The 26,997-nt window shown below is 71.8% G+C and carries 25 protein-coding genes and 1 pseudogene; 17 read left to right on the top strand and 9 right to left on the bottom strand.

The window, feature by feature from the left end:
• The first annotated feature begins 11 nt into the window (after positions 1 to 11).
• Together ACWD6P_RS06705 and ACWD6P_RS06700 are read left to right on the top strand one after the other, a co-directional pair.
• Complete coding sequence (locus ACWD6P_RS06705) at positions 12 to 1,586, top strand: TIGR03086 family metal-binding protein (protein ID WP_451442943.1); 1,575 nt, start codon at positions 12 to 14, stop codon at positions 1,584 to 1,586.
• A gap of 103 nt (positions 1,587 to 1,689) precedes the next feature.
• Positions 1,690 to 2,988 (top strand): annotated as a pseudogene (locus ACWD6P_RS06700) (aminotransferase class I/II-fold pyridoxal phosphate-dependent enzyme); the annotation flags it as partial.
• 500 nt (positions 2,989 to 3,488) lie between these two features.
• Here ACWD6P_RS06700 and ACWD6P_RS06695 read toward each other — a convergent pair.
• Positions 3,489 to 3,719: a DUF6480 family protein gene (locus ACWD6P_RS06695; RefSeq protein WP_451442942.1), complete on the bottom strand. Its 231-nt coding sequence runs from the start codon at positions 3,717 to 3,719 to the stop codon at positions 3,489 to 3,491.
• A 202-nt stretch (positions 3,720 to 3,921) separates the two neighbouring features.
• Here ACWD6P_RS06695 and ACWD6P_RS06690 point away from each other — a divergent pair, with 202 nt between their 5' ends.
• From ACWD6P_RS06690 to ACWD6P_RS06650, 9 genes are all read left to right on the top strand, one after another.
• Complete coding sequence (locus tag ACWD6P_RS06690) at positions 3,922 to 4,335, top strand: gas vesicle protein GvpO (RefSeq protein ID WP_451442941.1); 414 nt, start codon at positions 3,922 to 3,924, stop codon at positions 4,333 to 4,335.
• 87 nt (positions 4,336 to 4,422) lie between these two features.
• Entirely contained in the window at positions 4,423 to 4,893 is a 471-nt protein-coding gene (locus tag ACWD6P_RS06685) for a gas vesicle structural protein GvpA (protein WP_451442940.1), read from the top strand.
• A gap of 3 nt (positions 4,894 to 4,896) precedes the next feature.
• Entirely contained in the window at positions 4,897 to 5,610 is a 714-nt protein-coding gene (locus tag ACWD6P_RS06680; RefSeq protein WP_451442939.1) for a GvpL/GvpF family gas vesicle protein, read from the top strand.
• Positions 5,611 to 5,628: 18 nt separating this feature from the next.
• A complete protein-coding gene (locus tag ACWD6P_RS06675; RefSeq protein ID WP_451442938.1) occupies positions 5,629 to 5,886 on the top strand; it encodes a gas vesicle protein GvpG in 258 nt (85 codons plus the stop codon).
• A 75-nt stretch (positions 5,887 to 5,961) separates the two neighbouring features.
• Positions 5,962 to 6,459, top strand: coding sequence for a gas vesicle protein (locus ACWD6P_RS06670; protein ID WP_451442937.1), 498 nt, complete (start codon positions 5,962 to 5,964; stop codon positions 6,457 to 6,459).
• Positions 6,456 to 7,268 carry a GvpL/GvpF family gas vesicle protein gene (locus tag ACWD6P_RS06665; RefSeq protein ID WP_451442936.1) on the top strand — a complete coding sequence of 271 codons (813 nt, stop codon included), beginning with the start codon at positions 6,456 to 6,458 and terminating at the stop codon, positions 7,266 to 7,268. The genes ACWD6P_RS06670 and ACWD6P_RS06665 overlap by 4 nt, the downstream gene beginning before the upstream one ends.
• Positions 7,265 to 7,513, top strand: coding sequence for a gas vesicle protein (locus ACWD6P_RS06660; RefSeq protein WP_451442935.1), 249 nt, complete (start codon positions 7,265 to 7,267; stop codon positions 7,511 to 7,513). Before ACWD6P_RS06665 ends, ACWD6P_RS06660 begins: the two co-directional genes overlap by 4 nt.
• Complete coding sequence (locus ACWD6P_RS06655; RefSeq protein ID WP_451442934.1) at positions 7,503 to 7,928, top strand: gas vesicle protein K; 426 nt, start codon at positions 7,503 to 7,505, stop codon at positions 7,926 to 7,928. Before ACWD6P_RS06660 ends, ACWD6P_RS06655 begins: the two co-directional genes overlap by 11 nt.
• Positions 7,929 to 7,946: 18 nt before the next feature.
• A complete protein-coding gene (locus ACWD6P_RS06650) occupies positions 7,947 to 8,120 on the top strand; it encodes a CsbD family protein (protein ID WP_451442933.1) in 174 nt (57 codons plus the stop codon).
• 30 nt (positions 8,121 to 8,150) lie between these two features.
• On the opposite strand, the gene ACWD6P_RS06645 is transcribed toward ACWD6P_RS06650, so the two are convergent.
• From ACWD6P_RS06645 to ACWD6P_RS06635, 3 genes are all read right to left on the bottom strand, one after another.
• Entirely contained in the window at positions 8,151 to 9,119 is a 969-nt protein-coding gene (locus tag ACWD6P_RS06645) for an SDR family NAD(P)-dependent oxidoreductase (RefSeq protein WP_451442960.1), read from the bottom strand.
• A gap of 86 nt (positions 9,120 to 9,205) precedes the next feature.
• The gene (locus tag ACWD6P_RS06640) at positions 9,206 to 10,213 is read right to left on the bottom strand and encodes an SRPBCC family protein (RefSeq protein WP_451442932.1); all 1,008 of its coding nucleotides are present in this window, start codon (positions 10,211 to 10,213) and stop codon (positions 9,206 to 9,208) included.
• A gap of 6 nt (positions 10,214 to 10,219) precedes the next feature.
• Positions 10,220 to 11,467, bottom strand: coding sequence for a histone protein (locus tag ACWD6P_RS06635; protein WP_451442931.1), 1,248 nt, complete (start codon positions 11,465 to 11,467; stop codon positions 10,220 to 10,222).
• Positions 11,468 to 11,700: 233 nt separating this feature from the next.
• On the opposite strand from ACWD6P_RS06635, the gene ACWD6P_RS06630 reads away from it, so the two are divergent.
• Positions 11,701 to 11,946, top strand: a complete 246-nt coding sequence (locus ACWD6P_RS06630) for a hypothetical protein (RefSeq protein ID WP_451442930.1) — start codon at positions 11,701 to 11,703, stop codon at positions 11,944 to 11,946.
• 129 nt (positions 11,947 to 12,075) lie between these two features.
• Here the strand turns inward: ACWD6P_RS06630 and ACWD6P_RS06625 are convergent, their stop codons facing one another.
• The gene (locus ACWD6P_RS06625; RefSeq protein WP_451442929.1) at positions 12,076 to 13,248 is read right to left on the bottom strand and encodes a macrolide family glycosyltransferase; all 1,173 of its coding nucleotides are present in this window, start codon (positions 13,246 to 13,248) and stop codon (positions 12,076 to 12,078) included.
• Between the two features lie 187 nt (positions 13,249 to 13,435).
• Here ACWD6P_RS06625 and ACWD6P_RS06620 point away from each other — a divergent pair, with 187 nt between their 5' ends.
• Positions 13,436 to 14,005, top strand: a complete 570-nt coding sequence (locus ACWD6P_RS06620; RefSeq protein WP_451442928.1) for a DinB family protein — start codon at positions 13,436 to 13,438, stop codon at positions 14,003 to 14,005.
• Positions 14,006 to 14,059: 54 nt separating this feature from the next.
• Here ACWD6P_RS06620 and ACWD6P_RS06615 read toward each other — a convergent pair whose 3' ends face one another.
• Together ACWD6P_RS06615 and ACWD6P_RS06610 are read right to left on the bottom strand one after the other, a co-directional pair.
• Positions 14,060 to 16,039, bottom strand: coding sequence for a hypothetical protein (locus tag ACWD6P_RS06615; protein WP_451442927.1), 1,980 nt, complete (start codon positions 16,037 to 16,039; stop codon positions 14,060 to 14,062).
• Positions 16,036 to 16,938, bottom strand: a complete 903-nt coding sequence (locus ACWD6P_RS06610; protein WP_451442926.1) for a hypothetical protein — start codon at positions 16,936 to 16,938, stop codon at positions 16,036 to 16,038. The genes ACWD6P_RS06615 and ACWD6P_RS06610 overlap by 4 nt, the downstream gene beginning before the upstream one ends.
• Positions 16,939 to 17,162: 224 nt before the next feature.
• Between ACWD6P_RS06610 and ACWD6P_RS06605 the strand changes: the two genes are divergently transcribed.
• The 4 genes from ACWD6P_RS06605 (at position 17,163) to tgmB (ending at position 22,190) form a co-directional block, all read left to right on the top strand.
• Entirely contained in the window at positions 17,163 to 18,608 is a 1,446-nt protein-coding gene (locus ACWD6P_RS06605) for a glyceraldehyde-3-phosphate dehydrogenase (RefSeq protein WP_451442925.1), read from the top strand.
• Between the two features lie 112 nt (positions 18,609 to 18,720).
• On the top strand, positions 18,721 to 20,712 hold the full coding sequence (locus ACWD6P_RS06600; RefSeq protein ID WP_451442924.1) for a protein kinase domain-containing protein: 1,992 nt from the start codon (positions 18,721 to 18,723) through the stop codon (positions 20,710 to 20,712).
• Positions 20,713 to 20,887: 175 nt separating this feature from the next.
• Positions 20,888 to 21,157 carry a putative ATP-grasp-modified RiPP gene (tgmA, locus tag ACWD6P_RS06595; RefSeq protein ID WP_451442923.1) on the top strand — a complete coding sequence of 90 codons (270 nt, stop codon included), beginning with the start codon at positions 20,888 to 20,890 and terminating at the stop codon, positions 21,155 to 21,157.
• A 1-nt stretch (position 21,158) separates the two neighbouring features.
• Positions 21,159 to 22,190 (top strand): ATP-grasp ribosomal peptide maturase, encoded by a 1,032-nt coding sequence (gene tgmB, locus ACWD6P_RS06590; protein WP_451442922.1) that lies wholly within the window; start codon positions 21,159 to 21,161, stop codon positions 22,188 to 22,190.
• 36 nt (positions 22,191 to 22,226) lie between these two features.
• Here tgmB and ACWD6P_RS06585 read toward each other — a convergent pair whose 3' ends face one another.
• A complete protein-coding gene (locus ACWD6P_RS06585; protein WP_451442921.1) occupies positions 22,227 to 25,082 on the bottom strand; it encodes a condensation domain-containing protein in 2,856 nt (951 codons plus the stop codon).
• Positions 25,072 to 26,997, bottom strand: a complete 1,926-nt coding sequence (locus ACWD6P_RS06580; protein ID WP_451442920.1) for an amino acid adenylation domain-containing protein — start codon at positions 26,995 to 26,997, stop codon at positions 25,072 to 25,074. The genes ACWD6P_RS06585 and ACWD6P_RS06580 overlap by 11 nt, the downstream gene beginning before the upstream one ends.

Here is a 26,997-nt window from a genome sequence, read left to right as displayed (position 1 = left end):
AGGGTGAGGGCATGCACGTCGACGACGACACCTTCTGGAGCATCGGAGAGGCGGCCCGCAAGACCGGGCTGACGGTGAAGCTGATCCGGCACTGGTCCGACATCGGAGTGGTGCCCCCGGCCCGCCGGACCCCGGCCGGCTACCGGCTCTACGGCACCGAGGCCCTGGCCCGTCTGCAGCTGGCGCAGACGCTGCGGGGGCTGGGGCTGAGCCTGGCGGCGATCCGGGACGTACTGGAGCGCGAGGACACCCTGGCACAGGTGGCCGCGACGCATATCGACGCGCTGGAGGCGCAGATCCGCACACTGCGGTCGCAGCAGGCCGTGCTGCGCTCCGTCACCCGCCGCGACACCACTGCCGAGGGGCTCACCACCATGACCGAGCTGGCGCGCATGTCCGCCGCCGAACGCCGCACCGTCATCCACGACTTCGTCACCGAAACCCTGGGCGCGCTGGATGTCCCCACCTACCGGCGGGGCCTGCTGGCGGCCGCCCCGGACCTCCCCGCCGACCCCACCGACGAGCAGGTCGACGCCTGGCTCGAACTCGGCGAACTCGTCAAGGATCCGGCCCTGCGCGCCGGTATGCGGCGGATGGCCCGGTACGCCGCCGAACACCACCCGGGAGAACACGACGCGACCGCGCTGCGCGCGGCGGAGCGGGTCACGGACGACTGGCTGCGGCGGGTCCGGGCGGCCCGCGAGCAGGGCCTCGCACCGGACTCACCGGCGGCCGACGCCGTCGTCGCGGCAGTCGTCGCGGCCTGGCTCCCCACCCAGCCCGCGACGGCCGGCCGGCCGCTCGGCGACGGTGCGCAGGCCAGACGGCTGCTGCTGGAACAACTCGACGTCGCCTCCGACACGCACGTCGAGCGGTACTGGTACCTGCTGTGCGTCATCAACGGCCAACCGACCCGGCCGAGCATGGCGGCGGCCGGCCAATGGCTGAGGACGGCGCTGCGGGCCAACCCCGCGCCCGGTGCGCGCGCCGCGGAACTCGGCGGGATCTACGACACCGGGGAGGACGCATGGGGGACGGCCGGGGTACTCCATGCCTGCGAGAGCGTCCTGGACGCCGTCAACGCCCTTGTCTCCGCGGTGGATCGGGACCAGTTCGACCGGCCGACGCCGTGCGCCGACTGGGACGTACGCACCCTCCTCGACCACCTGGTCTGGGAGAACCTGCTCTGGGCCGGCCTGGCCGACGGCGCGCCCCGCTCCGACTTCACCGCCGACCACCTCGGGGACGACCACATCGAGGCCTTCCGTGGCGCCTCCCGCGCCGCGCTGTCGGCCTTCGGCCGGCCCGGCATGCTCGAACAGCGCTACGGCCCCGCTCCCGGGCGACGGCTCGTCGAGCAGCTCGTGATCGAGATGCTGATCCACGGCTGGGACCTGGCCCGCGCCGTGGGGCGCCCCTACGAGGGCGTGCAGCGACTCGCCGAGGCCGCCCTCCCCGTCGTACGCGAGATCTACGGCGATCTGCCCCGTACGGCCGGGGGCTCCTTCGCCCCGCCGCAACCGGTGCCCGAGGACGCGGGTCCGCTCGACCGGCTGGCCGCCTACCTGGGGCGCACCGTCACCTGACGAGTGGTCACCGTCCGGCGCTCACCCCGCGCCGGGCGGCCGGACCGGTCGTCCCCGCGCCGGGACCGGGTTAGTCGCACCCGGCATCGGGAACCCGTGTGCCATGTCTGCCGACCACAGCCAAGCCCCCGTACTGGAAGCTCTCGCGCGCTACCACGCGCCGGGCCGGCTGCCGTTCAGTCCTCCCGGCCACAAACAGGCGCGAGGTGCCGATCCGCGGGTACGTGAGGTGCTGGGCGACGTGGTCTTCTACGGCGATGTGCTGGCCTCGGGCGGCCTGGACGACCGGCGTACCCGGAACAAGGTCCTGGAACGTGCCGAGAAGCTGATGGCAGACGCGGTGCACGCCTCCCACACGTTCTTCTCGACCTGCGGGAGTTCCCTGTCGGTGAAGGCCGCGATGCTCTCCGTGGCCTGCCCGCACGAAGAGCTGCTGATCGGCCGGGACGCGCACAAGTCCGTCGTCTCCGGTCTGATCCTCGCCGGCATCCGCCCCGTGTGGGTGGACCCCCGGTGGGACGCCGAACGGCACCTGGCCCACCCGCCGTCCGCGGAGGACTTCGAGCGGGCCTTCGCCGCCCACCCGGACGCGAAGGGGGCCCTGGTCACCAGCCCGACCCCGTACGGCAGCTGCGCGGACCTCCGGTCCCTCGCGGACGTCTGCCACCGCCGGGGCCGGCCGCTGATCGTCGACGAGGCATGGGGGGCACATCTGCCCTTCCACCCCGACCTGCCCGCCTGGGCCATGGACGCGGGTGCGGACGTCTGTGTGACCAGCATCCACAAGATGGGCAGCGGGCTGGAACAGGGCTCCGTCTTCCATCTCCAAGGCGACCTGATCGACCCGGCACTGCTCAAGACCCGCGCCGACCTGCTGGGTACGACCAGCCCCTCCGTGCTGATCTATGCCGGACTCGACGGCTGGCGCCGGCAGATGGCCCAGCACGGCAGGGACCTGATGGACCGTGCCCTGAGCCTGGCGGCCAGGACCCGGGCGGCGATCGAGCGGATCGAAGGGCTGCACGTACACGACCGCGCGGACTTCTGTGGACCCGGACTGGCGGACGACTTCGATCCGCTTCCCGTCGTCATCGACGTCAGCGGACTCGGCACGACGGGATACCAGGTGGCGGACTGGCTGCGCGAGCACCGGCGGGTGGACGTCCACCTCGCCGACCACCGCCGCATCAACACCCAGCTCACCCATGCCGACGACCAGGAGACGGCGGAGGTCCTGCTGGAGGCGCTCAGGGCCGTCGCGACCGCCGCTGCACAGCTCCCTCCCGCCCCCACGGTCGACGTCCCCGCGCCCCGGGCCCTGCGGCTGGAGCAGAGGTGTCTGCCGCGCGACGCCTTCTTCGGTCGTGTGGAGGACGTTCCGGTGGAGCGCGCCGCCGGACGACACGGTCAGGGTCCTGGTGGCGGACCAGGGGTGACGACGTGTGGCGAGGTGTGGCGAGGTGTGGCCCCGGCGGGTGCGGCGGTGTCACGGCGGGGCGGAGATGCGGATGGTTCCGTGGGCCCTCAGCCTGGAGGTACGAGCGTCTCCGGCACGGGCGGCGCAGGTGGCGTCCTGGTAGCGGTCGCGCTGCGCAGGGTGTGGCCGGCGCCGTGGGCCGGCGATGCGCCGTGCGACCCAGGGAGCAGACGTGACCAAGCACCGGAAGAAGGAGAAGGTGCCGCCGGCCAGCGAGGTCAAGAGCGACTCGCGCCGGGGCGAGCGGCGGGCCGCCGAGTCCGACGAGAAGGGGATGCGGGACATGGGCCCGAAGGGTCCCGCGCGCCGGCCCAGCGGGGGCCGCGACGCCGAGGCCAGCACGGGCGTCGACCCTCAGAACCCCTGATCCGACGGCGTGCTCGCAGGATCGGCCGGCGCCGCGCTCCCGCGGCGCCGCCGGGCGGTCACATCGCCACGCTCACCGCGTAGGCGATGAAGAACACCGCGCAGAGCACGACGAGGATGCCGAGGATGATGACCGGGCCCTTGGCCCAGCCCTTTGTCTGTGCGTCGCGGGGGCCGGTCTCCGCACCCGTGCTGTCCTCGCCCGGCGGGGTCTCTCCCGGTGGCACCCCGCCGCCGGGACCGAGACCGGGAGTGCGGTCCGGCTCCGCGTCCGGATTGTGAATACCCATACCCCCAAGACTGCCCGATATCGGACGAAACGGCCGCATCGAGGGCGTAGCCGTACGCCCGCTGCGGCGATGTCAGGAGCATCGAGAGCCGAAGGGGCTGTCGTTATGCCCGAGATGCGGTTATCTCGTGCCGTATATCATGTAATGGCGCCTTGTGAATGTGGCGCGGGCAGCATGTCGTCTCCGATTCCGGAGAGGGAACATGGCCGCAGGCGAAGAGGACGACACGGCGCGAGTCCGGCGTCCGTCCAGCGGGAAGCCGGTGAAGAAGGCCGCCAAGAAGGCCGTCGGCAAGACCGGCACCGAGCGGGCCGGCAGCCGGACGAGCGAGGGTGAGACGAAACGCGCGGCCCGCCGCGTTTCGGCGCCGCGCGCCATGCGGTACGCGGCGGAACAGCTCCAGGAGCTTCTGGGGCGGGCCCCCGAGTCCGTCTCCGCGGTGAAACCGACGGAGGACGGCTGGCAGGCGGACGTGGAAGTCCTGGAGCTCGAACGTGTCCCCGGGACCACCAGCGTGATGGCGAGCTACCGGGTGACGCTGGACAAGGAGGGCGAGCTGCTGGCGTACGAACGCACCCGCCGCTACACGCGAGGACAGATCGATCCGCGTGCCTAGCATCGCGGGGTGCCACCAGCGGCGTTCGCCGGGTGAACGACGACGGCCGCCTTGCGACGGCAGGGCGGGCCGGTGAAGGGAGGCACCATGACAGTGGTGCCACAAGGCGGAGGAACCATTTCCCAAGGCGCCGCGGGAGGCGGCAGCGGGAACCTCTACGACGTACTCGATCTGATCCTCGACCGCGGTCTGGTCATCGATGTCTTCGCGCGGGTGTCACTGGTGGGCATCGAGATCCTCAAGGTCGATGCCCGCGTGGTCGTCGCGAGCGTCGACACCTATCTGCGCTTCGCCGAGGCCTGCAACCGGCTCGATCTGGAGTCCGGGCGCAAGAAGCCCCAGGAGCTGACCGACCTGGTCGGCGAGGTGACCGAAGGCGGATCCCACGGCAAGGCGAAGGGCGCCCTGAGCGGAGCCGCCGAGGCGGTGGCCGACGCCGTCAAGGGCGGGGGCGGTGGCGAGGACGAGGAGGAGTCCGGGGAACGTCGCAAGGAGCACGAGCACGCGGAGAAGCGCGAACGGCCGGCTCGTCGGCCGGTCCGGCGCCGGAAGGAATGAACCATGGCCGTGTACGTCTACTCCATCGTGGCGACCGAGCATCCGCAGCGTCTGGACGGCCTGGACGGGGTGGGCGATCCGCCGTCCGACCTCCGCACGGTGACCAGCGGGGAACTCACCGCGATCGTCAGCGAGGCTCCCGAGGACCTCCGTCCCAAACGCCATGACCTCGGCGCTCATCAGGCCGTCCAGGAACGGCTGATGGCCGACGGCACGGTGCTGCCGCTGCAGTTCGGCTTCACGGCCCCGGATGACGGCGCCGTCCAGGAAGTACTGGCACAGCGCGCGGCAGAGTTCACCGAACGGCTGCGGGCGCTGAAGGACTGCGTCGAATACCACCTGAGGGCCGCCCAGGACGAGGAGGCGCTGCTGCGCCAGATCCTGCTGGACTCCGACGAGGCGCGCGGGCTCAACGAGCAGATCAGGAGCGGCAGCGGCGGCCCGGACCTGCCCTTGGCCCTCGGCGAGTTCGTCGCCAAGGAAGTACAGGCACGCCAGGACCAGTTCGCCGTCATGATCCTGGAGGCGCTGCGCGGCTTCGCCCGCGAGGAGCGCGTGTCGGAGGCGACCGGGGACGACTTCCTGAGTGTGTCGTTCCTGGTGGACGGCGACAACGACGACGGCTTCCGCACCGCGGAGAAGCACCTCGCCGACGAGCTCGGCGGCGACTTCGACCTGCGGTTGCGCGGACCGCTACCCGCCTACAGCTTCGTCTAGCGCGCCCGAGGAGTCCTCATGGCCGGCCTGTTCACCCATCTCGCCACCCTTCCGCTCGCCCCCGTACGCGGTGTGGCCTGGGTCGTGGAGCGCGTGGTCGAGGCGGCGGAGAACGAGTACTACGACCCCGCGCCCATCCAGCGCGAACTCGCCCAACTGGAACGGGCGCTACTGGCGGGAGAGATCGATGAGGAGACCTTCGACCGGCGGGAGGACGAACTGCTGGACCGGCTGGAGGAGATCAGGGCCCATACCCGGGCCACCGGCGGCGGGTGACGGCCGCGGCCACGCAGCGGTGCCGGATCAGTCCGCCGGGGCGGGAGGAGACCGCGGAATCGAGGTGCAGCGGCCGTGAACGAACCCGTCGCCAGGAGACTCGGCGACATGCCGTCCAGGGCGACGCCGTACGGCCAGGGATCGTCGGCCAACCTCGCCGACATCCTGGAGCGGGTGCTGGACAAGGGCATCGTCATCGCGGGCGACATCCAGATCAACCTCCTGGACATCGAGCTGCTCACCGTCAAGCTGCGCCTGCTGGTCGCCTCGGTGGACAAGGCGAAGGAGATGGGCATCGACTGGTGGGAGCACGACCCCTCGCTGTCGTCCCGGGCCTCCGACGGCTACCGCTCCCTGGCGGAGGAGAACAAACAGCTGAGGGCCGAGATCGCCGCGCTGCGCGAGAGCAGCGAGCTGCCCGCGGCCGAGGACGAGGACGAGGGCGGGGACGAGGGCGGGGACGAGGAGAGCCGTCGCGAGGAGCAGAAGAGCCGGCGCGCCGCACCCCGCCGCACCTCGCGCGCCCAGCGGACCGAGCCCGGCCCCCGCGGCAAGCGGCGGGACGAGTCATGACCGGGTCCGTCAGCTACGCGTACGCCGTCGCGCGGGACGACGACGGAGCACTGGAGGAGACGCTGTCCGGGCTCCTCGGAGTCGCGGACTCGCCCGTCCATCTGGTGCGCGAGGGGCACCTCGGCGAGGTGGTGGTCGCGGTGAGCCCGGTCCCCGGGCAGGACTTCGAGGAGGCCGCGCTGCGCGCCCATCTGGAGGATCTGGAGTGGCTGGAGTCGGTCGCCCGCGCGCACCACCGGGTGATCGAGGCGCTGGCCGCCCGTACGACCGTCCTGCCGCTCCGGCTGGCCACGGTCTACCTCGACGACGAGCGGGTGCGGCTCATGCTCCAGGCCCGGCGGGAGGCGTTCGCGGACCGGCTCTCCCGCCTGGCCGCGCATGTGGAGTGGGGCGTCAAGATCTACGTGGAGGCCCCGGCGGCCGCCCAGCCGGCGGAGCCGGCCGCCGACCCGGACCTGAGCCCCGGACGGGCCTACCTCAGCCGCCGCAGGGCCCAGCGGCACGCCCGCGAGGACGCCTACCGGGACGCCGAAGAGGCAGCCCGGCGCATCGAGGAGGCGGCCCGCGGCTATGCGGTCGACCGGGTCCAGCACCGCCCCCAGCAGGGCGAACTCGCCCGAGGGCCGGGGGAGAACGTCATCAACGACGCCTACCTCGTGCCGCAGCGGCACGCCGAGAGCTTCCGCACCGAGGTCCTGCGGGCCGCCGAAGGACACAGCGGCGTGCGCGTCGAGGTCACCGGGCCCTGGGCCCCGTACTCCTTCGCCACCCCCGCCGAGCCCGGACCGGTCGGGAGAGCCGCGCCGTGAGAGCGGCGGGCGGGCCGCCGGCCACGGCGGAGGAACCGCTGCCGGAACGGCAGATCGCTCTGATCGACCTGCTGGACCGGCTGCTCAGCGGCGGTGTGGTCCTCACCGGTGACGTCGTGCTCTCCATCGCCGATATCGACCTGGTACGGATCTCCCTGCGCGCGCTGATCGTGTCCATCAGCGAACGGAATCCGTCCCCGTGGCGCGCTCTCCCACCCCCCGAACGGGACGACCATGCCCCCTGAGAACGCCACGGCCGATGAGCACGGCCCGCCCGTCAACCGCTTCGACGACGTGGCCGACGCGGCCACCCGCGCCTTCCGGCTGCTGCCCGCGGCGCCGCAGGACGCCCCGTCCCCCGGCAGCGGGCAGGCGCCGAGGCCGGCCCGCCGGGTCACCACCGATCCCGACACGGTGGAACGGGACCTGATCAAGCTCGTGCTGACCCTCGTCGAGCTGCTGCGGCAGCTCATGGAGCGCCAGGCCCTGCAGCGGGTCGACGCCGGCGACCTCACCGAGGAACAGGAGGAACGCCTCGGAGCAACGCTGATGATTCTGCACGACCGTATGATGGAACTCTGCGCGCGATACGACCTTTCGATGCAAGATCTCAATTTGGATCTCGGCCCTCTCGGAACTCTGCTGCCACCACCCGAATGACCCTGAAAGGGGCACGTCATGGGCATCGGAAAGAAGACCAGGAACATCGGCGAAATGGTCGCCGGAAAGGCCAAGGAAATAGCGGGCAAGGTCACGGGGGACGAAAGCATGGAGCGAAAGGGCAAGGCCGAGAAGGTCAAGGGCAAAGTGAAGCACGCAATGGAAAGGGGCAAGGACACCTTCCGGCACTGAAGGAGCCCTCAGCGCTTACTGAAGAAGCCCTCAGCGCTGATTGAAGTGATCGGCCGCCCGTTCGTTGAGGGCACCGAGCACACCGCGGAGCCGTCGGGCCGGCGGCTGGTCCTGGGCCCTGACCGTCCCGCCATCGGCCGTCCCGCGGCCTCCGTCACGCGGCAGCACCCGGCCGACCGCCGACAGCAGCCGGGTCGTGGTCACCGGGGCCACGCCATGCGCGGTGGCCCCGATCCTGGCCATCGGCGTCAGGACGACACGGGGGCGCCGCCGCTGCACCGCGGAGACGATGCGGTCCGCCGCCCGTCCGGCGTTCATGGACAGCACCGGGGCCCCGGCCAGCGCCGAGAACCAGGCGTACTCCCGCCGCCGGTCGCCGCCGAAGAGCGCATGGACATGCGACCCCGTGCGCATCAGCCCGGGGTGGACTCCGGTCACGGTGACCCCGTGGGGCGCCTCCTCCGCGTACAGCCCTTCGGCGAGCGCGGCCACCGCCGACTTGGCGCAGGAGTAGGGCAGCAAGTGGGGCACCGCCATCAGCCCTCCGACGGAGCCGATGAGGGCGAGCCTGCCGCCGGCCGGGCTGCGCCGAAGGTGCGGAAGCGCGGCGAACGCGGTGTTGAGGGCCCCGTTGAAGATCGAGTCCATCGCGTCGCGGAAGCCGTCGGGGCCGAGCGCCTCCGCGGGGCCGACCTGGATGATGCCGGCGTTGGCGATGACGATGTCCAGGCCGTGCTCGTCCCCGGCGATCTCCGCGAGGCGGTCGCGTACCGCGACCCTGTCCCGTACATCGCACACGACGCTGCGCACCGTGCCGCCGCGGCAGTGCGCCAGTTTGCGGACGGCCCGACCGAGCTCGTCCTCGTCCCTGGCCAGCAGCACGACATCACAGCCCCGCCGCAGCAGCTGGTACCCCAACAGCAGCCCCAGGCCCCGCGAGCCGCCGGTGACGACCGCCGTGAGCCCGTCGATCGAGGGAACGGCCGGAAGCGCCCGCATGACGAGCCCTTCGCCCGCACGCCCGTCGGCGCCGACGAGGTCACGGCCCCGCCCGGACGAAAACAGGCGCGAGGAACGGCCACCGCTCATCGCTCATCCTCTTCCGCCGGCTCTCCCTCGTCCTCGTCCTCCTCGCCCTCCCCCTCCCCTTCCTCCTCTTCCTCTGCCCCTTCCTCTTCCCAGTCGCCCTCTTCCCCCTCTTCCCCCTCGTCGTCGTAGCCCTCGGCGTCCTCGCGGTCGTAATCCTCGGCTTCTTCGTCCTCGCGGTCGTAGTCCTCGGCTTCTTCTTCCTCTACGGCCTCGTCATGGGTCCGTACGACCTCGCCGTCGCGGATTTCGCCGCGCCAGCCGTCCGGCTCCTCGTCGGTGAGGGTGACATAACGCTGGAAGTGTTTGAGGTCCAGGCGAAGTCGCCGTCCCTGAGCGCGCCACAGATTTCCGGTCTTCTCGAAGAATCCCGACGGGTAGTACTCGACGACGAGAACGATGCGGGTGAGTGCGGGTGCCAATTCATGGAAACTGACGGCGCCCCGCGTCGTTCCCTTGGAGCCCTCAGAAGTCCAGACAATGCGTTCGTCCGGTACCTGCTCCTGGATCGTCGCGCTCCAGCTACGGGTCGACGGACCGACCTTGGCCTTCCAGTCGCTGCTCGTCTCGTCGGACGCCGAGACACTGCGCACGCCCTTGGTGAAGCTGCTGAATTTCTCGTACTGCGTCCAGTGGTCATAGGCCGTACGCAGGGGAACCCCGACGTCGATCACCTCAATGATGTTGGTGACCTTCTGGTCTCCCGACGAGCGCCCCTTCCCACCGCCCAGAACTTCCTTGGCCTTGCCCAGCACGTTGTCCTTGACGTTCTTCGCCGTCCCGGAAATCACGGCTTTGAGCGGGGAATCGCCCCCGAGGAGGTTGGCGCCGATCTTGGACAGCGAGCCGCCGTTCTCGGCGACGTCGGTGAGCTGGTCCGTCACGTCGAACAGCTTGTCGCCGGCCTTCTCGGCCAGATCTCCCACCCACGCCGTCACAAAGTCACCGAGCTCGTCACGCAGTCGATCGAGCCCCGCGTCCGCTTTGCCCTGTCCCGTCTTGGCCATGACCGGTTACCTCCGGCGCTCGACGCGCGATGATGTCTTTTTTGCGGCTTTCTTTGTGGTTTTCTTAGCAGTCTTCTTGGCCGCGGTTTTCTTAGCGGTCGTCTTCTTGGCGGGCTTCCTGGTGGCCGACGTGGCGGTCTTCTTCGCGGCGGGAGCTGCCTTCTTCCGCGCGGCAGCCTTCTTCGCGGGAGCCTTCTTGGCCGCGGTCTTCTTGGCGGTCGTCTTCTTCGCAGCCGTCTTCTTGGCGACAGCCTTTCGGGGTGTGGTCTTCTTCGCAGCGGCCTTCTTCGCCGTCGTCTTCTTCGCGGCCGTCTTCTTCGCAGGAGCCTTCTTGGCCGCGGTCTTCTTGGCGGCCGTCTTCTTGGCCGCGGTCTTCTTGGCAGCCGTCTTCTTGGCGGCGGTCTTCTTCGCCGCGGTCTTCTTGGCGGGCGCGGTCTTCCTGGCCGCGGCCTTCTTTGCGGGCGCTGCCTTCTTCGCAGTCTTCCTGCCCGGCGCGGCCTTCTTGCCAGCGGCCTTCTTGGCCGGCGCCTTCCGGGCACCCCGCTTCGCCGGTGCTTCCCGCTTAGCCGGTGCTTCCCGCTTCGTCGCTTCACGACGGCCGGCGGGCGGCCTTGCCGGCGTACGCTTCCTCCTCGGCGCGGGCTCCGCGGCAGCACGGGGAGCGCGACGCCGCGGCCGCTCCTCGGGCTCTTCCTCAGGCTCTTCTTCGTACTCTTCTTCCGGCTCTTCCTCCCGCTCCTCTTCCTCCTCCTCTTCCGCGCCTTCTTCCTCCTCCTCGGGCTCCTCCCCCTCCTCGTACTCGCCCTCTTCGCCCTCCTCCTCGTACTCCCCCTCGGGCTCCTCTTCCTCCTCCTCGTACTCCTCCTCCGGCTCCTCCTCGCCGCGTGCGTACTCCTCCTCGCCCTCTTCCTCTTCCTCTTCTTCCTCCGGCTCTTCGCCACCGCTTTCGAGCTGGAGGGTCCGCTCGTGGAGGGAGTCAGCGAGCGACGACAGGCGGCGGTTGGCCGCCGCCGTCACGGCCTTTCGGCCGGCGTCCATGACCTCCCCGCGCAGCTGCTCAGCCAGCTCCGTGACCTGGGGAATCTCCCCGAGTTTGCGGATTCCCTGAGAAACGAGCTGACGCGGATCAAGCCCGATCTGACGCCCGGCGATATAGGAGGCCGCCGTGAGAGCGAACCGGGCCTTCTTCGTCCGGCCCAGCACATAGCCACCCGCCACCGCCGCGGCCAGCAGAACCTTGTTCACGTCATTCATGGGCGAGTCACCTTTTCATGGGCATGCAGCCGATCGGCGTCTGCGCAGGGGCCGCCGCTCAGCGGCATCGCTCTGCCGTTGACTCCAGCCTGATCGGTGTTCTGGCCCACGCATCCCGAGTAGGCCAAGAGGCCCATCGAGGCCGCCCGCCGAATGGGTCACGGGCCCGCGCCCCGAAGATCACCGATCAGGCACTGAAGACCGCGAGCCAGCCCTTTCCAGACTGCGCCCATATGTCCGCCGGAGCCACCGGACGCAGGCCCGGCCGCCGCGGGGAGCGCCTACCACTCGTCGCCGAGGGCCGGCAGACGGAACAGGTCCCGCAGGCCGGATGCGACGACATCGAGGTCGCCTTCGTCGCCGCCCTGTTGGTCCTCGAACGCCTTGAGCTGGTTCAGCTCCGGGATGGGGAACAGGCATCGGGGGCGTCGTGCGCGGCGCTCAGGGAACCTCCAGATGAGGGCGGGGCCGCGGGCTGAGGGCGCGCCGCCGGATTCGCCTCGCTCCGCCCTCGCGCCCCCAGCCCCACCGACCACGACGTCGTGTCGCCACGTCGTCACGTCGCCGCAGCTCACGGCGTCACGGCACGTGACGCCGCAAGGCGCTCCTCAGCGGAGGTACGCCTCTATCAGATCCGCGCCGCGGGCAGCTCCGCCGCCCTGCCGTACGACCTTCTGCATCCGGTCGAGGTTGGCGCGTACCTCCGAGTCGGAGGCGACTCGGGTGACCGCGGCACGCAGCGACTCGGCGGTCACCGTGGCAGGGTCCAGTTGCTCACCGAGCCCCATTTCCTGCGCCCGACCGGCGTTGGCGGCCTGCTCGGGCATCTGCGGAACGGTGATCAGCGGGACGCCGTAATACAGGGACTCCATTGTGGAGTTCATTCCGGCGTGGGAGACGAAGGCGTCGGTCTGCCGCAGCACGGCCGGCTGCGGGAATCGCGGCCGGACATCGAAGTTCGACGGTATGTCTCCCAGCAGGGCGGGATCCAAATCGCCCACGCTCATGGCGACTTGGTACGGCCCGTCGCCGAAGGCCTCGATGCATGTGCGGTAGAACTCGGGCCGGTCGTTGAAGACCGTTCCCAGCGAGACGAACAGGACGGGTGCTTCGGGATCGGCAGGCGACCACGATTCGGCATGCTCGCGGCTGCCGAGCGAGGGACCGACGAAGTGGAAGGTTTCGTCGAAGGTGTCGCCGGCGGGCTGGAACTCCCTGGGTATGAACACGAGGTTCAGTTTCTCGGTCAGGTCCAGGAGGTTCGCCGGATCGATCGCGACACCGTGCTCGGCGGAGAATTCCGCGCAGGCGGCGGCCACGGCGGCCACACCGGGATTCTCCTCGTCGAGCCCGTCGATGAACTCGGCGAACAGCGAATACGATTCGTTGGAGGCGAAGTTCGGAATGGTCCGCACCGCGGGCACACCCAGTTGCTCGGCGAGGACCCGGGGCGCCCAGTTCACAGTGTCGTAGCAGATCGCGTCCGGCAACTCGTTGACGCAGTGTTCCCGCAGGACCGGGTACGTCGCGCTCATCGCCGTGAAGACGTGGTGCAGGAAGGTCCCGAACTCCTCGGGGCCGAACTCGCGGGGCGGCGCGATACGTCCGGGTGCCGGCAGCTCCACCCAGCGTGCACCGGCCTTGATGACCGCGTCGGAGAGTTCCGCCGAGGTGGCGTAATCCACCCGGTGCCCACGCCGTACGAGTTCCTCGACCAACGGCAGTGTGGGGTTGACATGCCCATGCCCGAGAAGAGCCACAAATAACAGGTGTTTTGGCATACCACGGATCCTACCCAGCCCCCATTTCCGAGCTTCGGCCTCCCCCGCGCCACTCGAGGAGACCACGGCCGATCCCAAGTCGCCTGCCGGGCAACGGCTTTCACCAAGCCCTCCGGCCTCTGGTTTCGCCGCTCCATCGCGCTCACCGCGAGAACTCGGTAGCGCGCTCGGGCCATCAGGGACGACCATGCCAGGCATGAGCGACCAACCCGCGCGATGGACCCAGGCGACCGTCTACCCCGACATGTGGGCCGATCCGGACGACGACCCCCGCGACACCGAAGGCCCCACTCCGGACGGCGAGCTTGCGACGCTGCAGGACTTTCTGACGAACTACCGCCTGACCCTGCGGATGAAGTGCCAGGGCCTGGATGCGGAGCAACTGGCCCGTCGGTCGGTTCCGCCGTCGACGATGTCGCTGCTCGGCCTGGTGCGGCACCTCGCCGAGGTGGAACGGGACTGGCGCAACTGGATCAGCGACGGTGACCCGCTGCCGAAGCTGTACGGCAAGCGTGACGCGGACTTCGACGGAGCCGTCGCCGAGCAGGCCGTGGTCGACGCCGCATACCTCGATCTGGAGCGTGAGCAGGCGGCGACCGACGCCGCGCTGGCCGGGCACCCGGACCTGGGCGAGCGGGTGGGCAAGGACCGGATCTCCGTCCGCGAGCTGATGGTGCACAGGATCGACGAGTACGCCCGGCACTGCGGGCACGCCGACCTGTTGCGCGAGTGCGTCGACGGCAGGGTGGGCCAGTGACGAGGGCGGGGACTGCCCCCGCCCCCGCCCCCGCCCTCGCCCTCGCCGGCACGGTCAGTCTTCGTCGTCAGCGCGTTCGTCGAGGTAGTCGTAGAGCTCGTCGATGAGGGGGGAGTCGTCGGCCCACCAGAGGGTTGTCGTGTGCTCGCCGGAGCCGCCGGTGACCAGTGCGGGATCGACGGCGTCCATCCACGGATAGGCCTCGTCCTCGTCGAGTTCCTCGGGATCGACCTCGGTGATCTGGCGGATCATGGGGACGGGGACGGTCGACTGCTGGTGCTTCACCATCCAGGTGTTGCGGAAGAAGTCGAACTGCAGGTGGTAGCAGTCGTCCGACTCGGTGAAGACGATCGGCGGGACGAGGAAGTGCGCCGCGCCGACGGTGGCTGCGACATCGATGTAGTTGTCGGGGATTCCGCCGGAATTCCAGCAGGCGGCGAAGTTCACGGGCGTCAGCGGCTCTTTGCCCAGGACGTGAATCTGGTTGCCCCGGATCACGAACTTCTCCGGGTCGAGGACCACATCCTCCCCGAGCAGCAGGATCGGCGCGGGCATGATGTGCGCCTTCGCAAAGGTCTGGGCGCGCTCGTAGAGGTCGGTGACCTCGTCGAAGCGCGTGGGGTCGAATCTGCCCCCGTCGTGGAAGGGACAGCACACGTCGTCCGCCGCCTCCTCCGGATCGGGGAAGAGAACGGACTTGTCGAATGGCGCGACGGCCGATTCGCCGCGCCGGGAATCGCTGCCCTCGGCGGCCTCATTCGCCGGTTTGGCCCCGGCCTTGAGGAAGGCGGGAATCCATGCTCCGTCCGCGCCTGCGGCCTCGATCACCTCGGAGTCGCACAGGTCACGGAAAGCGGTGTCGCCGAGTTTGCAGTTGAAGTAGTCGAGCAGAGTGATCGCGGCGCACTCGGCGAGCGAGAGCGTGTCGCTTTTGGGGAACCAGAAGTCGTAGCCGTTCGCGATGAAATGCACCCCGCGGAACCGCTTGTGGACGAACGGCTCGCGCGCGGCATCAGGGGCGGGGCCGCTCCAGTGCGCCGCGGCGACCTGGTTGTAGTACGCGTCGGCATGGCGGGCGAGCTCGGGAGCGAAGACGCTCTCGCCGGTCCAGTAGCAGGCCTTGCTGAACAGCGCGCCGATCCCGGGATCGTGTGTGACCTCGGGCTCGGTGAAGACGAGTTCGGTGCGCAGGAAGACCTTGCGGCCCTCGCGGTAGGGCGCGCCCTCGTGCTCGTACCGCTGATCGAAGATCACGCAGGTGAAGGGCTCGATCTCCGCGATCGCCGGGCCGCCGGTGAGGTCCAGCGCGGGCTCGGCCGAGCCGCCGGTGAGGTAGAGCAGGAGCGTGTAGCGGGAGACGTGCCCGCGGGCGGCGTCGTAGTAGGGCGTGTCGCGGTGGTGGTGGAAGTTGCTGTCGCCGGGCTCGAAGCGATTGCCCCGGAACACGGGGTTGACGTGCGAGAAGCCGTCGAGGACCGCCTCGGGCAGCGCTGCCGCCACCGCCTTGGTGAGCGCCTCGGCCAGCAGCGCCGAGTGGAAGATGAAGCGTTCGCCGCCGCGTGCGGAGGCGTTGAGCGGCGGGACGTAGAGGTTGAGCGCGTCGAGGCGCTCCAGGACTGCGCGGGCCTCGTCCGGCAGCCGCAGCGACGATGCGTAGGCGCCCTTCGCAAGCTCCACGGGCTCGGTGAGCCCGAGCTCCAGAGGGACGTCCGCGAACAGGCGGTCCAGCGGAACGATGTTCTCGAACGTACGGAACGACAGCTCGCGGGGATCGACGAAGACGGCGGCCAGATGCGGCGCGCCCGCGCTGGGCCTGGCGAACAGCTCGCGCACCTCGGGGTCGATGCGTTCGGCGTCGATGAAGCGCAGCGCCTTGTGGCGCGCGGTGGGGTGCCAGGAGATCCCCAGGCCGTCGAGCGCCGCGGCGGGCTCGGCGTCGGTCGCGTCGACCTCGGCGCGGTAGCGGGCCAGCTCGTCGTCGGTGGCCTGACCGGTCGAGAGGGTGAAGAAACGGTCGCGGAGTGCGGCGCTCATACGCTCCTCCAGTAGCTGCGCAGGGCGGTCGGGAGCTGAGGGGCGGACGCCAGTTTCCTTGCGCCCGGGTCGGAGACATCGTCGCGGTGCAGCAGAAGACGCTGGAGCGAGCCGACGAACGGCGCCGCCAGCAGCGCCTCCGCCCCGGTCTCGCCGATCCGGTTGTACCGGAGGTCGAGCTCGGTGAGGTGGCGGAAGCCGCCCAGCGAGCGCACGCCCTCCGCGGTGACGGCGTTGCGCTGCAGATGCAGGCGCCGGACCGCGGCGAAGTTCGGGGAGGCCGCGAGGGCCGCCACCCCGGCGTTGCCCATGCGGCAGTACCGCAGGTCGAGCGCCTCGATCCGCCCGCTCGCGGTCGCGGCCGTGAGGGCCTGGGCGCCGGGGTCGCCGATGCGGAAGTACGAGAGGTCGAGCTCGGTGATCCGGCCGAGGTCGAGGGTCGAGAGGGCGTCGGCCTCGATGGGCGGCGGGTCGAGTGGCCCGTTCTCGTCGTAGTGCTCCTCTTCGTTGCCCCAGTCCTCGCCTTCCGGGTCGGCTCCCGGCTTGATGCGCAGGGCGGTGACAAAGCGGCCTCGCAGGGCGCGCTCTATCAGGGCGGGCGCCTCGTCGGACCATTCGACGGCGACCTTCGTGGCGAACCCGTGCCGACGCGCCTCGACGGTCACCTCCGACGGCAACTCCGCGTCCCAGCCCTCCTGGTGCGCCTCCCCCAACAGCCGGATCTCGTCCGCCAGTTCCCGGCGTTCGGCGGCGCCCACGACGCCTGCGCGCCGATGCTCCAGCTCGATCAACTCGCCCCGGACATCGCCCCGTTCGCGCAGCGAGGCACCGTACGCACGCCACGCGGCGCGGTCGTCGGGGTGCTCTCGCAGTACCTGTTCCAAAGCCGTGGCTTCCATGCCGAAACCCTAGAGCCGACCACTGACAATCCAGCCGGAGCGCCGGTCGGCCCAGGGGCGGCGCTCCGGTCGACGCGCGATCGCACCGTCGGCTGCCGGGCCGCGAACCATGAAGCGGACAAATGCCCCAAATACTCAGAAGTCCCTCCCTGGCGGTACCGCTTGAACGATCAAAATGGCGGCGGGTTAGCATATGAGCACCGCCTAGCTCGAAAGATAAGCCTGTGACTGTCAACGACGACTCGTTCACCAACTGGAAGAACCGCGAGGAGATCGCGGAATCGATGATCCCGATCATCGGGAAGCTGCACCGTGAGCGGGACGTGACCGTCCTGCTGCACAGCCGCTCCTTGGTGAACAAGTCGGTGGTCAGCATCCTCAAGACCCACCGGTTCGCCCGGCAGATCGCCGGCGCCGAGCTCTCGGTCACCGATACGCTGCCGTTCCTGCAGGCTCTCACCACGCTCGATCTCGGCCCCTCCCAGATCGACATCGGCATGCTCGCCGCGCTGCACAAGACCGACGACCGCGGTCTGTCGGTGGAGGCCTTCACCGCCGAGGCCGTGGCCGGCGCGACGGACGCCAACAAGATCGAGCGCTGTGAGCCGCGCGACGTCGTCCTCTACGGGTTCGGCCGCATCGGCCGCCTCGTCGCCCGGCTGCTGATCGAGAAGGCCGGCTCCGGCAACGGTCTGCGGCTGCGCGCCATCGTCGTCCGCCAGGGCGGCGACCAGGACATCGTCAAGCGCGCCTCGCTGCTGCGCCGTGACTCGATCCACGGCCAGTTCCAGGGCACGATCACCGTCGACGAGGCGAACAGCACGATCATCGCCAACGGCAACGAGATCAAGGTGATCTACGCCAACGACCCGTCGGAGGTCGACTACACGGCGTACGGCATCAAGGACGCCATCCTGATCGACAACACGGGCAAGTGGCGCGACCGCGAGGGCCTGTCGAAGCACCTGCGCCCGGGGATCGACAAGGTCGTCCTGACCGCGCCGGGCAAGGGCGACGTCCCCAACATCGTGCACGGCGTCAACCACGACACGATCAAGCCGGACGACCAGGTCCTGTCCTGCGCCTCCTGCACCACCAACGCGATCGTCCCGCCGCTGAAGGCGATGGCGGACGAGTACGGCGTTCTGCGCGGCCACGTGGAGACCGTCCACTCGTTTACCAACGACCAGAACCTGCTGGACAACTACCACAAGGCCGACCGCCGCGGCCGCTCGGCGCCGCTCAACATGGTCATCACCGAGACCGGTGCCGCCTCCGCCGTCGCCAAGGCGCTGCCGGAGCTCAAGGCGCCGATCACCGGCAGCTCGATCCGCGTCCCCGTGCCGGACGTCTCGATAGCGATCCTCAGCCTGCGGCTCGGGCGCGAGACGAACCGCGAGGAGGTCCTCGACTACCTGCGCGACGTGTCGCTGACCTCGCCGCTCAAGCGCCAGATCGACTTCATCAGCGCCCCCGACGCGGTGTCGAGCGACTTCATCGGCTCGCGCCACGCCTCGATCGTCGACGCCGGTGCCACCAAGGTCGACGGCGACAACGCGATCCTCTACCTCTGGTACGACAACGAGTTCGGCTACTCCTGCCAGGTCGTCCGCGTCGTCCAGCACGTCTCCGGGGTGGAGTACCCGACCTTCCCGGCCCCGGCGGTCTGATCGCGGCGCACCGCCCGCCCCCCCCGGCTGAACGCCCCCGGCCGGGGGGCCGAGGCGTCCGTCACCCGCGGGCCGGGGTGCGGGATACTCCCGTACACAACTGCTGGCACGGGTGGGGGTATCGGTGCGACCGCTGGCAAAGGACGATCCGCAGCAGATCGGCCCGTTCCGGATCATCGGGCTGCTCGGGGGCGGCGGCATGGGCCGGGTCTATCTCGGCCGCGCGGCGAACGGGCAGACGGTGGCGGTGAAGACCGCGCGGCCCGAACTCGCCGACGACCGGGGGTTCCGGACGCGTTTCGCCCGTGAGGTGGCCGCCGCCCAGCGGGTGGGCGGGTCGTTCGTGGCGCCGGTGGTCGACGCCGCGCCGCACGAGGACGTCCCCTGGATGGCGACCGGCTATGTGCCGGGTGTCTCGCTGAGCGACGCCGTGCACGACTGCGGGCCACTGCCCGAGCACACGGTGCGGCTGCTGACCGCGGGCCTGCTGCAGGCCCTGAGGGCGGTGCATGCACAAGGCCTGGTGCACCGCGACCTCAAGCCCTCGAACATCCTGCTCACCACCGAGGGCCCGCGCGTCATCGACTTCGGCATCGCGCACTCCGCCGCGGACACGGCCCTGACCATGACCGGCACCGCCCTCGGCACCCCGGGGTTCATGGCGCCCGAGCAACTCGCCATGACCGGCCCCAAGGTCACGGGCGCCGCGGATGTGTTCGCGCTCGGCGGGGTGATCGTGTTCGCGGCGACCGGCAGCGGCCCGTTCGGGAACGCCGAGCCGCAGATCCTCATGTACCGCGCCGTGCACGAGCAGCCGCATCTCGGCGAACTCCCGTACGGGCTGCGGGAGTTGGCGGTCGACTGTCTGGCCAAGGAGCCGGAGCGGCGGCCCGGTCTGCCCGCCCTCCTGGTACGGGCGGGCGCGCCGGGCCCGTACGGCGACTGGCTGCCGGAGCCCGTCGCCGTACAGCTGCGCCGGCTGTCCGCGCAGCTCGGCGATCCCCGGTCCCCGGACGGCTCCGCGCCCCGGCCCGCGGGAACCTCCGTGACCCCGCCGCCCGCCACTGCGCCCCAGGGCCGGTTCGGCCCGGCCCCGCAACTGGGGTCGTACGGCATCGCCCCGGCCGGTCCGCCGCACTCCCCCGGAGGGCCCGCGTCCCCGGGGCCGAGCCGGCGCCGGGTGCTCGCCGCGCTGACCGCCGCGGTGGGCGTGGCCGGCGGCGGGGCGCTGGTCTGGACGCTGTTGCCGGACGGCGGGGACGGCGGCAGCGGTGGCGGTACGAGCGCCGTGGACAAGCCCGGTGGCGGGACGGGGAAGGCGTCCCGCCTGTTGCCGAAGGAGATCCGCGACAAGGGCAGGGTCACCGTCGGCTCCGACCTCGCCTACGCACCCGTGGACTTCACCAGCAACGGCAGGCCCGCCGGTCTCGACGTCGATCTCGCGAACGCCCTCGGCCGCGAGCTGGGCGTGCGCTTCGTGTTCCGGAACGCCACCTTCGACACCCTGCTCTCCGGTCTGCAAGCGGGCCGCTTCGACCTGGTCATGTCGGCGATGTCCGACACCAAGGACCGGCAGGAGGGGCGGGTGGACGGCGCGAAGTCCGGCAGCGGCGTCGACCTGATCGACTACTTCTCGGCCGGGCTCTCCCTGGTCGTCCGCAAGGGCAACCCGGAGGGCATCAAGAGCCCCGACGACCTGTCCGGCCAGACGGTCGCCCTCCAGCGCGGTTCCTCTGCGCGTGACCTCCTGGACGTGCTCGACCGGAAGCTCCCCGGGAAGCTGAAGCTCCGGGAGTTCGACTCGTCCGCCGACGTCTTCGACGACGTCGCCACGGGCCGCTCGGCGGCCTGTCTCGGCGACTACCCGGTCGCGGCCCACTCCGCCGCCACCCACTCGGGCGGCAACTCCCTCGAACTCGCCGGTGAGCAGCTCGAACCCGTTCCCTACGGCATCGCGGTCGCCAAGACCGGCACGGCCCTGCGCGACGCCGTACGGGAGGCCCTCGACCGCCTCATCAAGAGCGGTGAGTACACGAGGATCCTCAAGAAGTGGTACGTCGAGGACGGCGCGGTGAAGCGGGCGATCGTCAACGGGGGCAAGTGAGGCGGCGACCGGGCCCGGCTCCGCGGTTCCCCGGCCTCTCCCCCGCCATGGCCGGCCGCGATGGCGAGAAGCGTCCGCTGGCCGACACCCGCCGCTTGCCGGGCCGTTCGGACAGGCCCTAGCTTCGCCCCGCACCGCCCGCACGGGCGGCGTGACAACCGAAGGGATCTGCCCGATGGAACAGAACCCGACCACGCCCTGGGGCCTGTCGCGTCTCGACACCTACGCGCCGCCAGGCGAACGGCCCGAAGTGTCCGCGGAGTTGGACCCCGCGTCGCAGACCACCCGGTACCGCGACGCGGCGGACCGGCCCGTGGCGGTCGACGAGCAGCGCGCCGGGCGGTGTGCCGCGCCGCCCGCCACCCGGTCGCCGGCGGACGGCGAACCCGCCCCCTACGCCGATGACATGGCCGACCAGGACCCAGACGGCGACGAGTACCACTGACATGGAATCCGCACCGGTCCTCGCCGTGACCTCGCTGGGTGACGTCACCGCGGATCTGGTGCTGGACGAGCTGTACGGCCGGGGCGTCCCGGTCGTACGGCTCGATCCGGGCACCGACTTCGCGGCCGGGGCCGCCATGGCGGCCCGCTTCGACGGCCGGGGGCCGCACGGCACCCTGCGCACCGCCACCCGCGACCTGGACCTCTCGGCCGTGCGCTCCGTCTACTGGCGCCGGCCCACCCCGCACGGGGGCACCGGCCGGGACGCCGGGTCCGCCGCGGCCCGTTTCGCCGCCTCGCAGTCCCGCGCCGGCTACGGCGGCGTCCTCGCCTCGCTCCCCGGCGCGCTCTACCTCAACCATCCCTGGCGCAACCGCGACGCCGAATACAAGCCCGCACAGCTCGCCACCGCCGCCCGGGCCGGCCTCGACCCGCCGCCCACCCTGATCACCGACGATCCCGGTGCCGCCCGGCGCTTCGTCGCGCGGCACGGCCCGGCCGTCTACAAACCGGTCCACGCCGTGCACATCGGCGCGGACGACACGGGCGCGGACGGCACCGGCTCCGCCGCCCGCACCATCTGGGTCCGCACCGTCGCCCCCGACGAGATCGACGAGCGTGTCGCGGCCTGCCCGCACCTGTTCCAGGCCTGTGTGCCCAAGGTCGCCGACGTCCGGCTCGCCGCCGTCGGCGACCGGCTCTTCGCCACCCGTATCGACATCGACGGCGACCACCTCGACTGGCGCCAGGACTACGACCGCCTCAGCTACTCCCCCGTCGAGACGCCCCCCGCCGTGCGCACCGCGGTGCGCGCCTACCTCGACGCCTTCGGTCTGCTCTTCGGAGCGTTCGACTTCGCCGTACGGGCCGACGGCCGCTGGATCTGGCTGGAGACCAACCCGAACGGCCAGTGGGCCTTCGTCGACGCGCCCACCCGCCGGGCGATCACCAGCGCGCTCGCCGACCGGCTCCAGGAGGGGTCCGACGCGGCTACGGGGGCGGCGTGGGCAGCGGGAGGGCGCCCGGTGGCCTGAGCCACCGGGCGCCGTGTGCCGGTCACTCCCTCCGGCTCACCGCTCGGACGGGTCGGTCATCGCGGCCAGGACGGAGCGCCGGTCCTCGCCCTGGCGGGGGCGCAGCGACGGAGCCAGCCGGTCGGAGTGGTAGTGCCAGCGGTGGTCGAGGTCGGGGTGGAGCTCGTCCGTCTCGCGGATCTCGCTGCCGCTGCCGAGCAGTTCGGTCAGGTCGGTGGCGAGGTCCCGCCAGGTGACGTGTCCGGTGACGGCGTTGGCGACGCCGTGCACGGGGGAATCCAGGCAGGAGACCACCGCTCGGGCCAGGGCGGCGGCGTGCACCCAGGCCGCGCCGTACCAGGCGTTGCCGTGGGTGCCGGGCCGGGGCAGTACGATCGGCCGGCCCTCCCGCGCGGCCTGGTAGAGCACACCGGTCGCGCCCCAGCGCAACTGGTCGCGCAGCCGCTGGTGCGGACCCCAGACGAGGGGGGAACGTACCGCGCTCGCCCCGCCCCGGCCCTGGGAACCGGCCGCGCTCAGCAGCAGCCCTTCGCAGTCGAGCTTCGCCTGGCCGTACCCGCTGAGCGGCTGCTGCGGGGCGGACTCCTCCGGTACCCACTCGCCGGCGGGGTGCCCGTAGGCGTCCACGCTGCTGACGAAGACGAACGGGCCGCGCGACCAGGCGCCGACCATCGCCGCCATCGCCGTCACGTCGATCTCGGGGCGGGTGAAGGTGCAGGCCGCGTGGATGACCGCGTCGGCGCTGTCGACGGCCTTGCGCAGACCGTCCAGGTCGGTGAGGTCGCCCTCGATGACGTCCACGCCCGCCGAGGCGACCAGATGCGCGGACTCGGGGCGGGCCAGGGCCAGCACCGGACGTCCCTGGGCGGCCAGTTCGCGCAGTACGAACGCGCCGACCCCGCCGGTGGCGCCGGTGACCAGGACGGTGCCCGTACCCGGGCGCCGCGGCCGGGCGGGGGCGGCCGAGGGCGCGGCGGCACGCTCCGCCGCGCGGGCGTCCAGCAGCGCGGTGACCGCGCGCGGGGTGCGGGCCTGCATGATGTCCAGGCCGGTCAGCGGCAGTTGCAGCGCCCGGCGCAGCCGCTCGGCGAGCTGGACGGCGATCAGCGAGTGGCCGCCGAGGAGGAAGAAGTCGTCGTCCGGCCGGGGCGGTCCGCCCAGCAGTGCGGCGAAGCCCTCGGTCACGGCGTCGGCGCGGGCGCCCTGTGGTGCGGGCACGGTCGGCAGACCGGGGAGCCGGGCCGGGTCGGCCGCGCCGTCGACGGTGCGCGGCAGGGCGTCCAGCAGGGTCACCGCGGCGGGTACGCACTCCGGAGCCAGCGCGTCGCGCAGGTGGGAGCGGAGCTCGGCCGGTGCGGGGCCGCCGATCTCGCGCAGTACGGCATACGCCAGCAGGGGGCCGCCGACCGGTTCGACCACCACGGCCTCGGCCACACCGGGGTGCGACCGCAGCAGCGCCTCGGCCGGGTGCCCGTCGGCCTCGCCCCGGGGCGCCGGCGCCGCGCCGGGCATCCGGGAGAGCCGCAGGCCCGGGTCGTCCGCGACGGCGGTGAGCAGCGCGGCGTAGTGCGTGCCCAGAGCGGCCGCCGCCGCGTCGTCCAGCGCGGTCCGGGCGTACTGGACGAGCGCGGCGGGGGCGCCGGTGTCCACCAGGCCGAAGGAGAGGTCGAATTTGGCCCCGCCGGCACTGACGTCGACGTACTCGCCCACTGTGCCGGGCAGTTGCAGGGTCGTGGGGGCGCCCAGGACGTCCGCGGTCACCCGGATCAGCGCCGTCCCGTCCGCGTCGCGGGCGGTGGCGCCGAGCCGCTCCAGGATGAGGTCGAAGGGCACGTCGCGGCTCTGCTGGGCGTCGAGCAGCGCCTCCCGTACGCGGTCCAGCAGCGCGGTGAAGGACGGGTCGCCGGCCGTGTTCACACGGACCGGGAGGGTGTTGACGCACAGGCCGACCAGGCCGCGCATCTCCGCGCCCTGGCGGTGGGTGCCGGCGACCCCGATCACCAGGTCGTCCTGGCCGGTGAAGCGGTGCAGGGCGGCGAACGCGGCGGTGAGCGCCACGGTGAACAGGGTGGCCCGGTGCCGGTGGCCCAGCTCGCGCAGGGCCGCCGGCACCCGGGGCGCGAGCGCGGCGGTGTGCGTCCCGGCGGGCCGGGTGGCGCTGTCCGCGGGCGGCTGTGCGGGGCGGGGCAGGCGCAGCGGGGCGACGCCTTCGAGGCGGTCCTGCCAGTGGCGCAGGCCCTGTTCGAGCCGGTCGGCGGCCGCCTGCTCACGCCGTGCGAAGTCCGCGTACTGCAAAGGTGCCGGCTGCTCGGCGGTGGTGCCCCGGGCGGCCGCCGCGTAGAACGCGGCCAGTTCCCCGGCGACGGTCTCCAGTGAGGCGCCGTCCAGGGCGATGTGATGGAACGTCAGCAGTACGGTGTGGTCCTGCGGCCCGTGCCGCAGGACCAGGGCGCGCGGCAGGGTGCCGGCGGCGAGGTCGAACGGGCGGCGGGCCTCCTCGGCCAGCAGGGCGCCGGCGGCGTCGCCGTCCGCCTCCACGACGCGCGGCAGCAGCGCCTCCGGGGCCGGCAGCACTTCCTGGTAGGGCTCGCCGTCCTGTTGCCCGTAGCGGGTGCGCAGAATCTCGTGGCGGCCCACCAGCGACGTGAGCGCGGTGGCCAGTGCGTCCAGGTCGAGCGGGCCGCGCAGCCGGGTGGCGAACGGCACGCTGTACGAGGCGCCGCCCTGGCCCAGCCGGTCCATCAGCCACATCCGGCGCTGGGCGTGGGAGAGCGGCGCGGGCCCGTGGTGGGCGGTCGCGGGGGCGGCGGGGGCGGGGCGGGCGGCGCGGGAGCGCGCCCGGCGCAGCAGTTCCTCCTGGAGCGCCGCCGGGGCGGGGGTGTCAGTGGCCATCGGTGTCCTCCGGGGCGCCGGGGCGCAGATCGCGGTGTGCGGCGAGCAGCGCGCGCTCGACCAGCGCGGCGTGCCCCGCCACCGTGGGGGTGGCGAAGAAGTCGGCGAGGGTCAGCTCGACGCCGAGTTCCTCGCGGAGGTCGTCGGTGACGGCGAGCGCCATCAGGGAGTGCCCGCCCAGCGCGAGGAAGTCGGCGTCCGCGCGGGCGACTTCACGGCCCAGGGACCGGCTCCAGATCTCGGCGACCGCCTGCTGCAGGGGGCTGAGCGGTCCGGCCGGGACGGCGGTCCCGGCCACGGCGACGAGGTCGGTCAGGGCGCGGCGGTCGACCTTGCCGGAGGGGGTGAGCGGCAGTGCGTCGACGATCTGCACCTCGTCGGGCACCAGGTGGGCGGGCAGGACGGCGGCGAGCCGGTCGCGCAGGGCGTCGGGGCGGGGCACCGGCCCGGACGCGGCCACGACGAACGCGGCGAGGCGGGCGTCGTCGGGGGACGGCCGGTGCGCGGTGACGGCCGCGTCGGCCACCTCGGGCTGCTCCCGCAGGGCGTGTTCGATCTCCGCGGGTTCGATCCGGTAGCCGCGTATCTTGACCTGGTCGTCGGTGCGTCCGTGGAAGTCGAGGCGGCCGTCCGGGCGCCGGGAGACGAGGTCGCCGGTGCGGTAGAGGCGCCCCAGTTCGGGGTGGTCGACGAAGCGCTCGGCGGTCAGCTGCGGCCGGCCGGTGTAGCCGTGCGCCAGCCGGCTGCCGCCGATCCACAGTTCGCCCGGCTCACCGTCGCGGACCGGCCGGCCGGTGTCGTCCAGGAGGTGTACGGCCGCACCGGCGATCGGCCGGCCGATGGGCACCTGGCCGTCGCAGTCGGCGTCGGTGACGCGGTGGGTGGTGGTGAACGTCGTCGCCTCCGTCGGCCCGTAGCCGTTGACCAGCTCCAGCCAGGGGAAGGCCCGCAGAACCGCGCGGGCGTGGTGCGCGGACAGCGCCTCGCCGCCCACGATCACGGTGCGCAGCAGCGAGAAGATCCGGGAGCGGCGGCCGGCCAGCTGGTGGAAGAGCGCGGTGGTGAAGAAGGCGACGGTGACGCCGTGGCGTTCCACGTGCCGGGCCAGGTCCTCGAACGACGGCCGTTCGTCGGTGCACACCACCACGGCGGCGCCGTTGGCCAGGGCTGCCCATACCTCGAAGGTCGAGGCGTCGAAGGTCATCGGCGAGTGGAAGAGCACCCGGTCGCGGGCGGTGAGGGTGAGGTACTGCGGGTCGCGGACCAGCTCGGCGATCGCGCGGTGCGGCACGGCCACCCCCTTGGGACGGCCGGTGGAGCCCGAGGTGAACATGATGAACGCGGTGGCGTCCGGGACGGGTTCGGCCGCCGGGAGGGGGCCGGTGTCCACCATCGGCTCGGCGGGCAGCGCGAGGGTGGCCCCGGCGAGCGCCGCGGATTCGAGGAGTTTGCCGTCGCCGACGGTGAGCGTCGCCCCGGCCTCGGCGGCCAGGGCCTCGGAGCGGGCGCGCGGGTGCGCCGGATCGAGCGGTACGCACACGGCGCCGGCCCACCACAGCGCGAGCTGGGCGACGACCGTCCGGGCGCAGCGGGGCATCAGCAGCGCCACGGCGTCGCCCGGGCCGACACCGTGCTCCCGCAGCCGGGCGGCGAGCGCCCGGGCCGACGCGGCGAGCTGCGCATAGGTGAGCGTGGTGTCGCCGTCCGCCACGGCCAGGGCGTCCGGGGTCCGTGCGGCGTGCCATGCCACGAGGGCCGTCAGGCCGGCCTCGGGTGCGGGCCGTCCGGCCGCCGGGACGGGCGTGGTGCGGTCGCCGGACGGGGTGGGTGCGGGCGACGGGGTGCCTTCGGTGGGCACGGGGCCTTCCTTACGGGTGTCGGGGGAGGACGCGAACACGGGGGTGCGGGTGGTCAT

The organism is Streptomyces sp. NPDC002446 (assembly GCF_053595675.1).
Note: the sequence above shows the minus strand (reverse complement) of the source record. Positions and strands in the feature narration are given on the sequence as shown.

What these genes read in the sequence shown, in the direction of transcription:
- ACWD6P_RS06650 (WP_451442933.1), top strand. Translation starts at nt 7,947, where the DNA reads ATGGGCATCGGAAAGAAGACCAGGAACATCGGCGAAATGGTCGCCGGA.
- ACWD6P_RS06610 (WP_451442926.1), bottom strand. Translation starts at nt 16,938, where the DNA reads ATGGAAGCCACGGCTTTGGAACAGGTACTGCGAGAGCACCCCGACGAC.
- ACWD6P_RS06615 (WP_451442927.1), bottom strand. Translation starts at nt 16,039, where the DNA reads ATGAGCGCCGCACTCCGCGACCGTTTCTTCACCCTCTCGACCGGTCAG.
- ACWD6P_RS06665 (WP_451442936.1), top strand. Translation starts at nt 6,456, where the DNA reads ATGACCGGGTCCGTCAGCTACGCGTACGCCGTCGCGCGGGACGACGAC.
- ACWD6P_RS06655 (WP_451442934.1), top strand. Translation starts at nt 7,503, where the DNA reads ATGCCCCCTGAGAACGCCACGGCCGATGAGCACGGCCCGCCCGTCAAC.
- ACWD6P_RS06620 (WP_451442928.1), top strand. Translation starts at nt 13,436, where the DNA reads ATGCCAGGCATGAGCGACCAACCCGCGCGATGGACCCAGGCGACCGTC.
- ACWD6P_RS06645 (WP_451442960.1), bottom strand. Translation starts at nt 9,119, where the DNA reads ATGCGGGCGCTTCCGGCCGTTCCCTCGATCGACGGGCTCACGGCGGTC.
- ACWD6P_RS06630 (WP_451442930.1), top strand. Translation starts at nt 11,701, where the DNA reads ATGTCCGCCGGAGCCACCGGACGCAGGCCCGGCCGCCGCGGGGAGCGC.
- ACWD6P_RS06635 (WP_451442931.1), bottom strand. Translation starts at nt 11,467, where the DNA reads ATGAATGACGTGAACAAGGTTCTGCTGGCCGCGGCGGTGGCGGGTGGC.
- ACWD6P_RS06675 (WP_451442938.1), top strand. Translation starts at nt 5,629, where the DNA reads ATGGCCGGCCTGTTCACCCATCTCGCCACCCTTCCGCTCGCCCCCGTA.
- ACWD6P_RS06690 (WP_451442941.1), top strand. Translation starts at nt 3,922, where the DNA reads ATGGCCGCAGGCGAAGAGGACGACACGGCGCGAGTCCGGCGTCCGTCC.
- tgmB (WP_451442922.1), top strand. Translation starts at nt 21,159, where the DNA reads ATGGAATCCGCACCGGTCCTCGCCGTGACCTCGCTGGGTGACGTCACC.
- ACWD6P_RS06625 (WP_451442929.1), bottom strand. Translation starts at nt 13,248, where the DNA reads ATGCCAAAACACCTGTTATTTGTGGCTCTTCTCGGGCATGGGCATGTC.
- ACWD6P_RS06580 (WP_451442920.1), bottom strand. Translation starts at nt 26,997, where the DNA reads ATGACCACCCGCACCCCCGTGTTCGCGTCCTCCCCCGACACCCGTAAG.
- tgmA (WP_451442923.1), top strand. Translation starts at nt 20,888, where the DNA reads ATGGAACAGAACCCGACCACGCCCTGGGGCCTGTCGCGTCTCGACACC.
- ACWD6P_RS06680 (WP_451442939.1), top strand. Translation starts at nt 4,897, where the DNA reads ATGGCCGTGTACGTCTACTCCATCGTGGCGACCGAGCATCCGCAGCGT.
- ACWD6P_RS06705 (WP_451442943.1), top strand. Translation starts at nt 12, where the DNA reads ATGCACGTCGACGACGACACCTTCTGGAGCATCGGAGAGGCGGCCCGC.
- ACWD6P_RS06695 (WP_451442942.1), bottom strand. Translation starts at nt 3,719, where the DNA reads ATGGGTATTCACAATCCGGACGCGGAGCCGGACCGCACTCCCGGTCTC.
- ACWD6P_RS06685 (WP_451442940.1), top strand. Translation starts at nt 4,423, where the DNA reads ATGACAGTGGTGCCACAAGGCGGAGGAACCATTTCCCAAGGCGCCGCG.
- ACWD6P_RS06585 (WP_451442921.1), bottom strand. Translation starts at nt 25,082, where the DNA reads ATGGCCACTGACACCCCCGCCCCGGCGGCGCTCCAGGAGGAACTGCTG.
- ACWD6P_RS06640 (WP_451442932.1), bottom strand. Translation starts at nt 10,213, where the DNA reads ATGGCCAAGACGGGACAGGGCAAAGCGGACGCGGGGCTCGATCGACTG.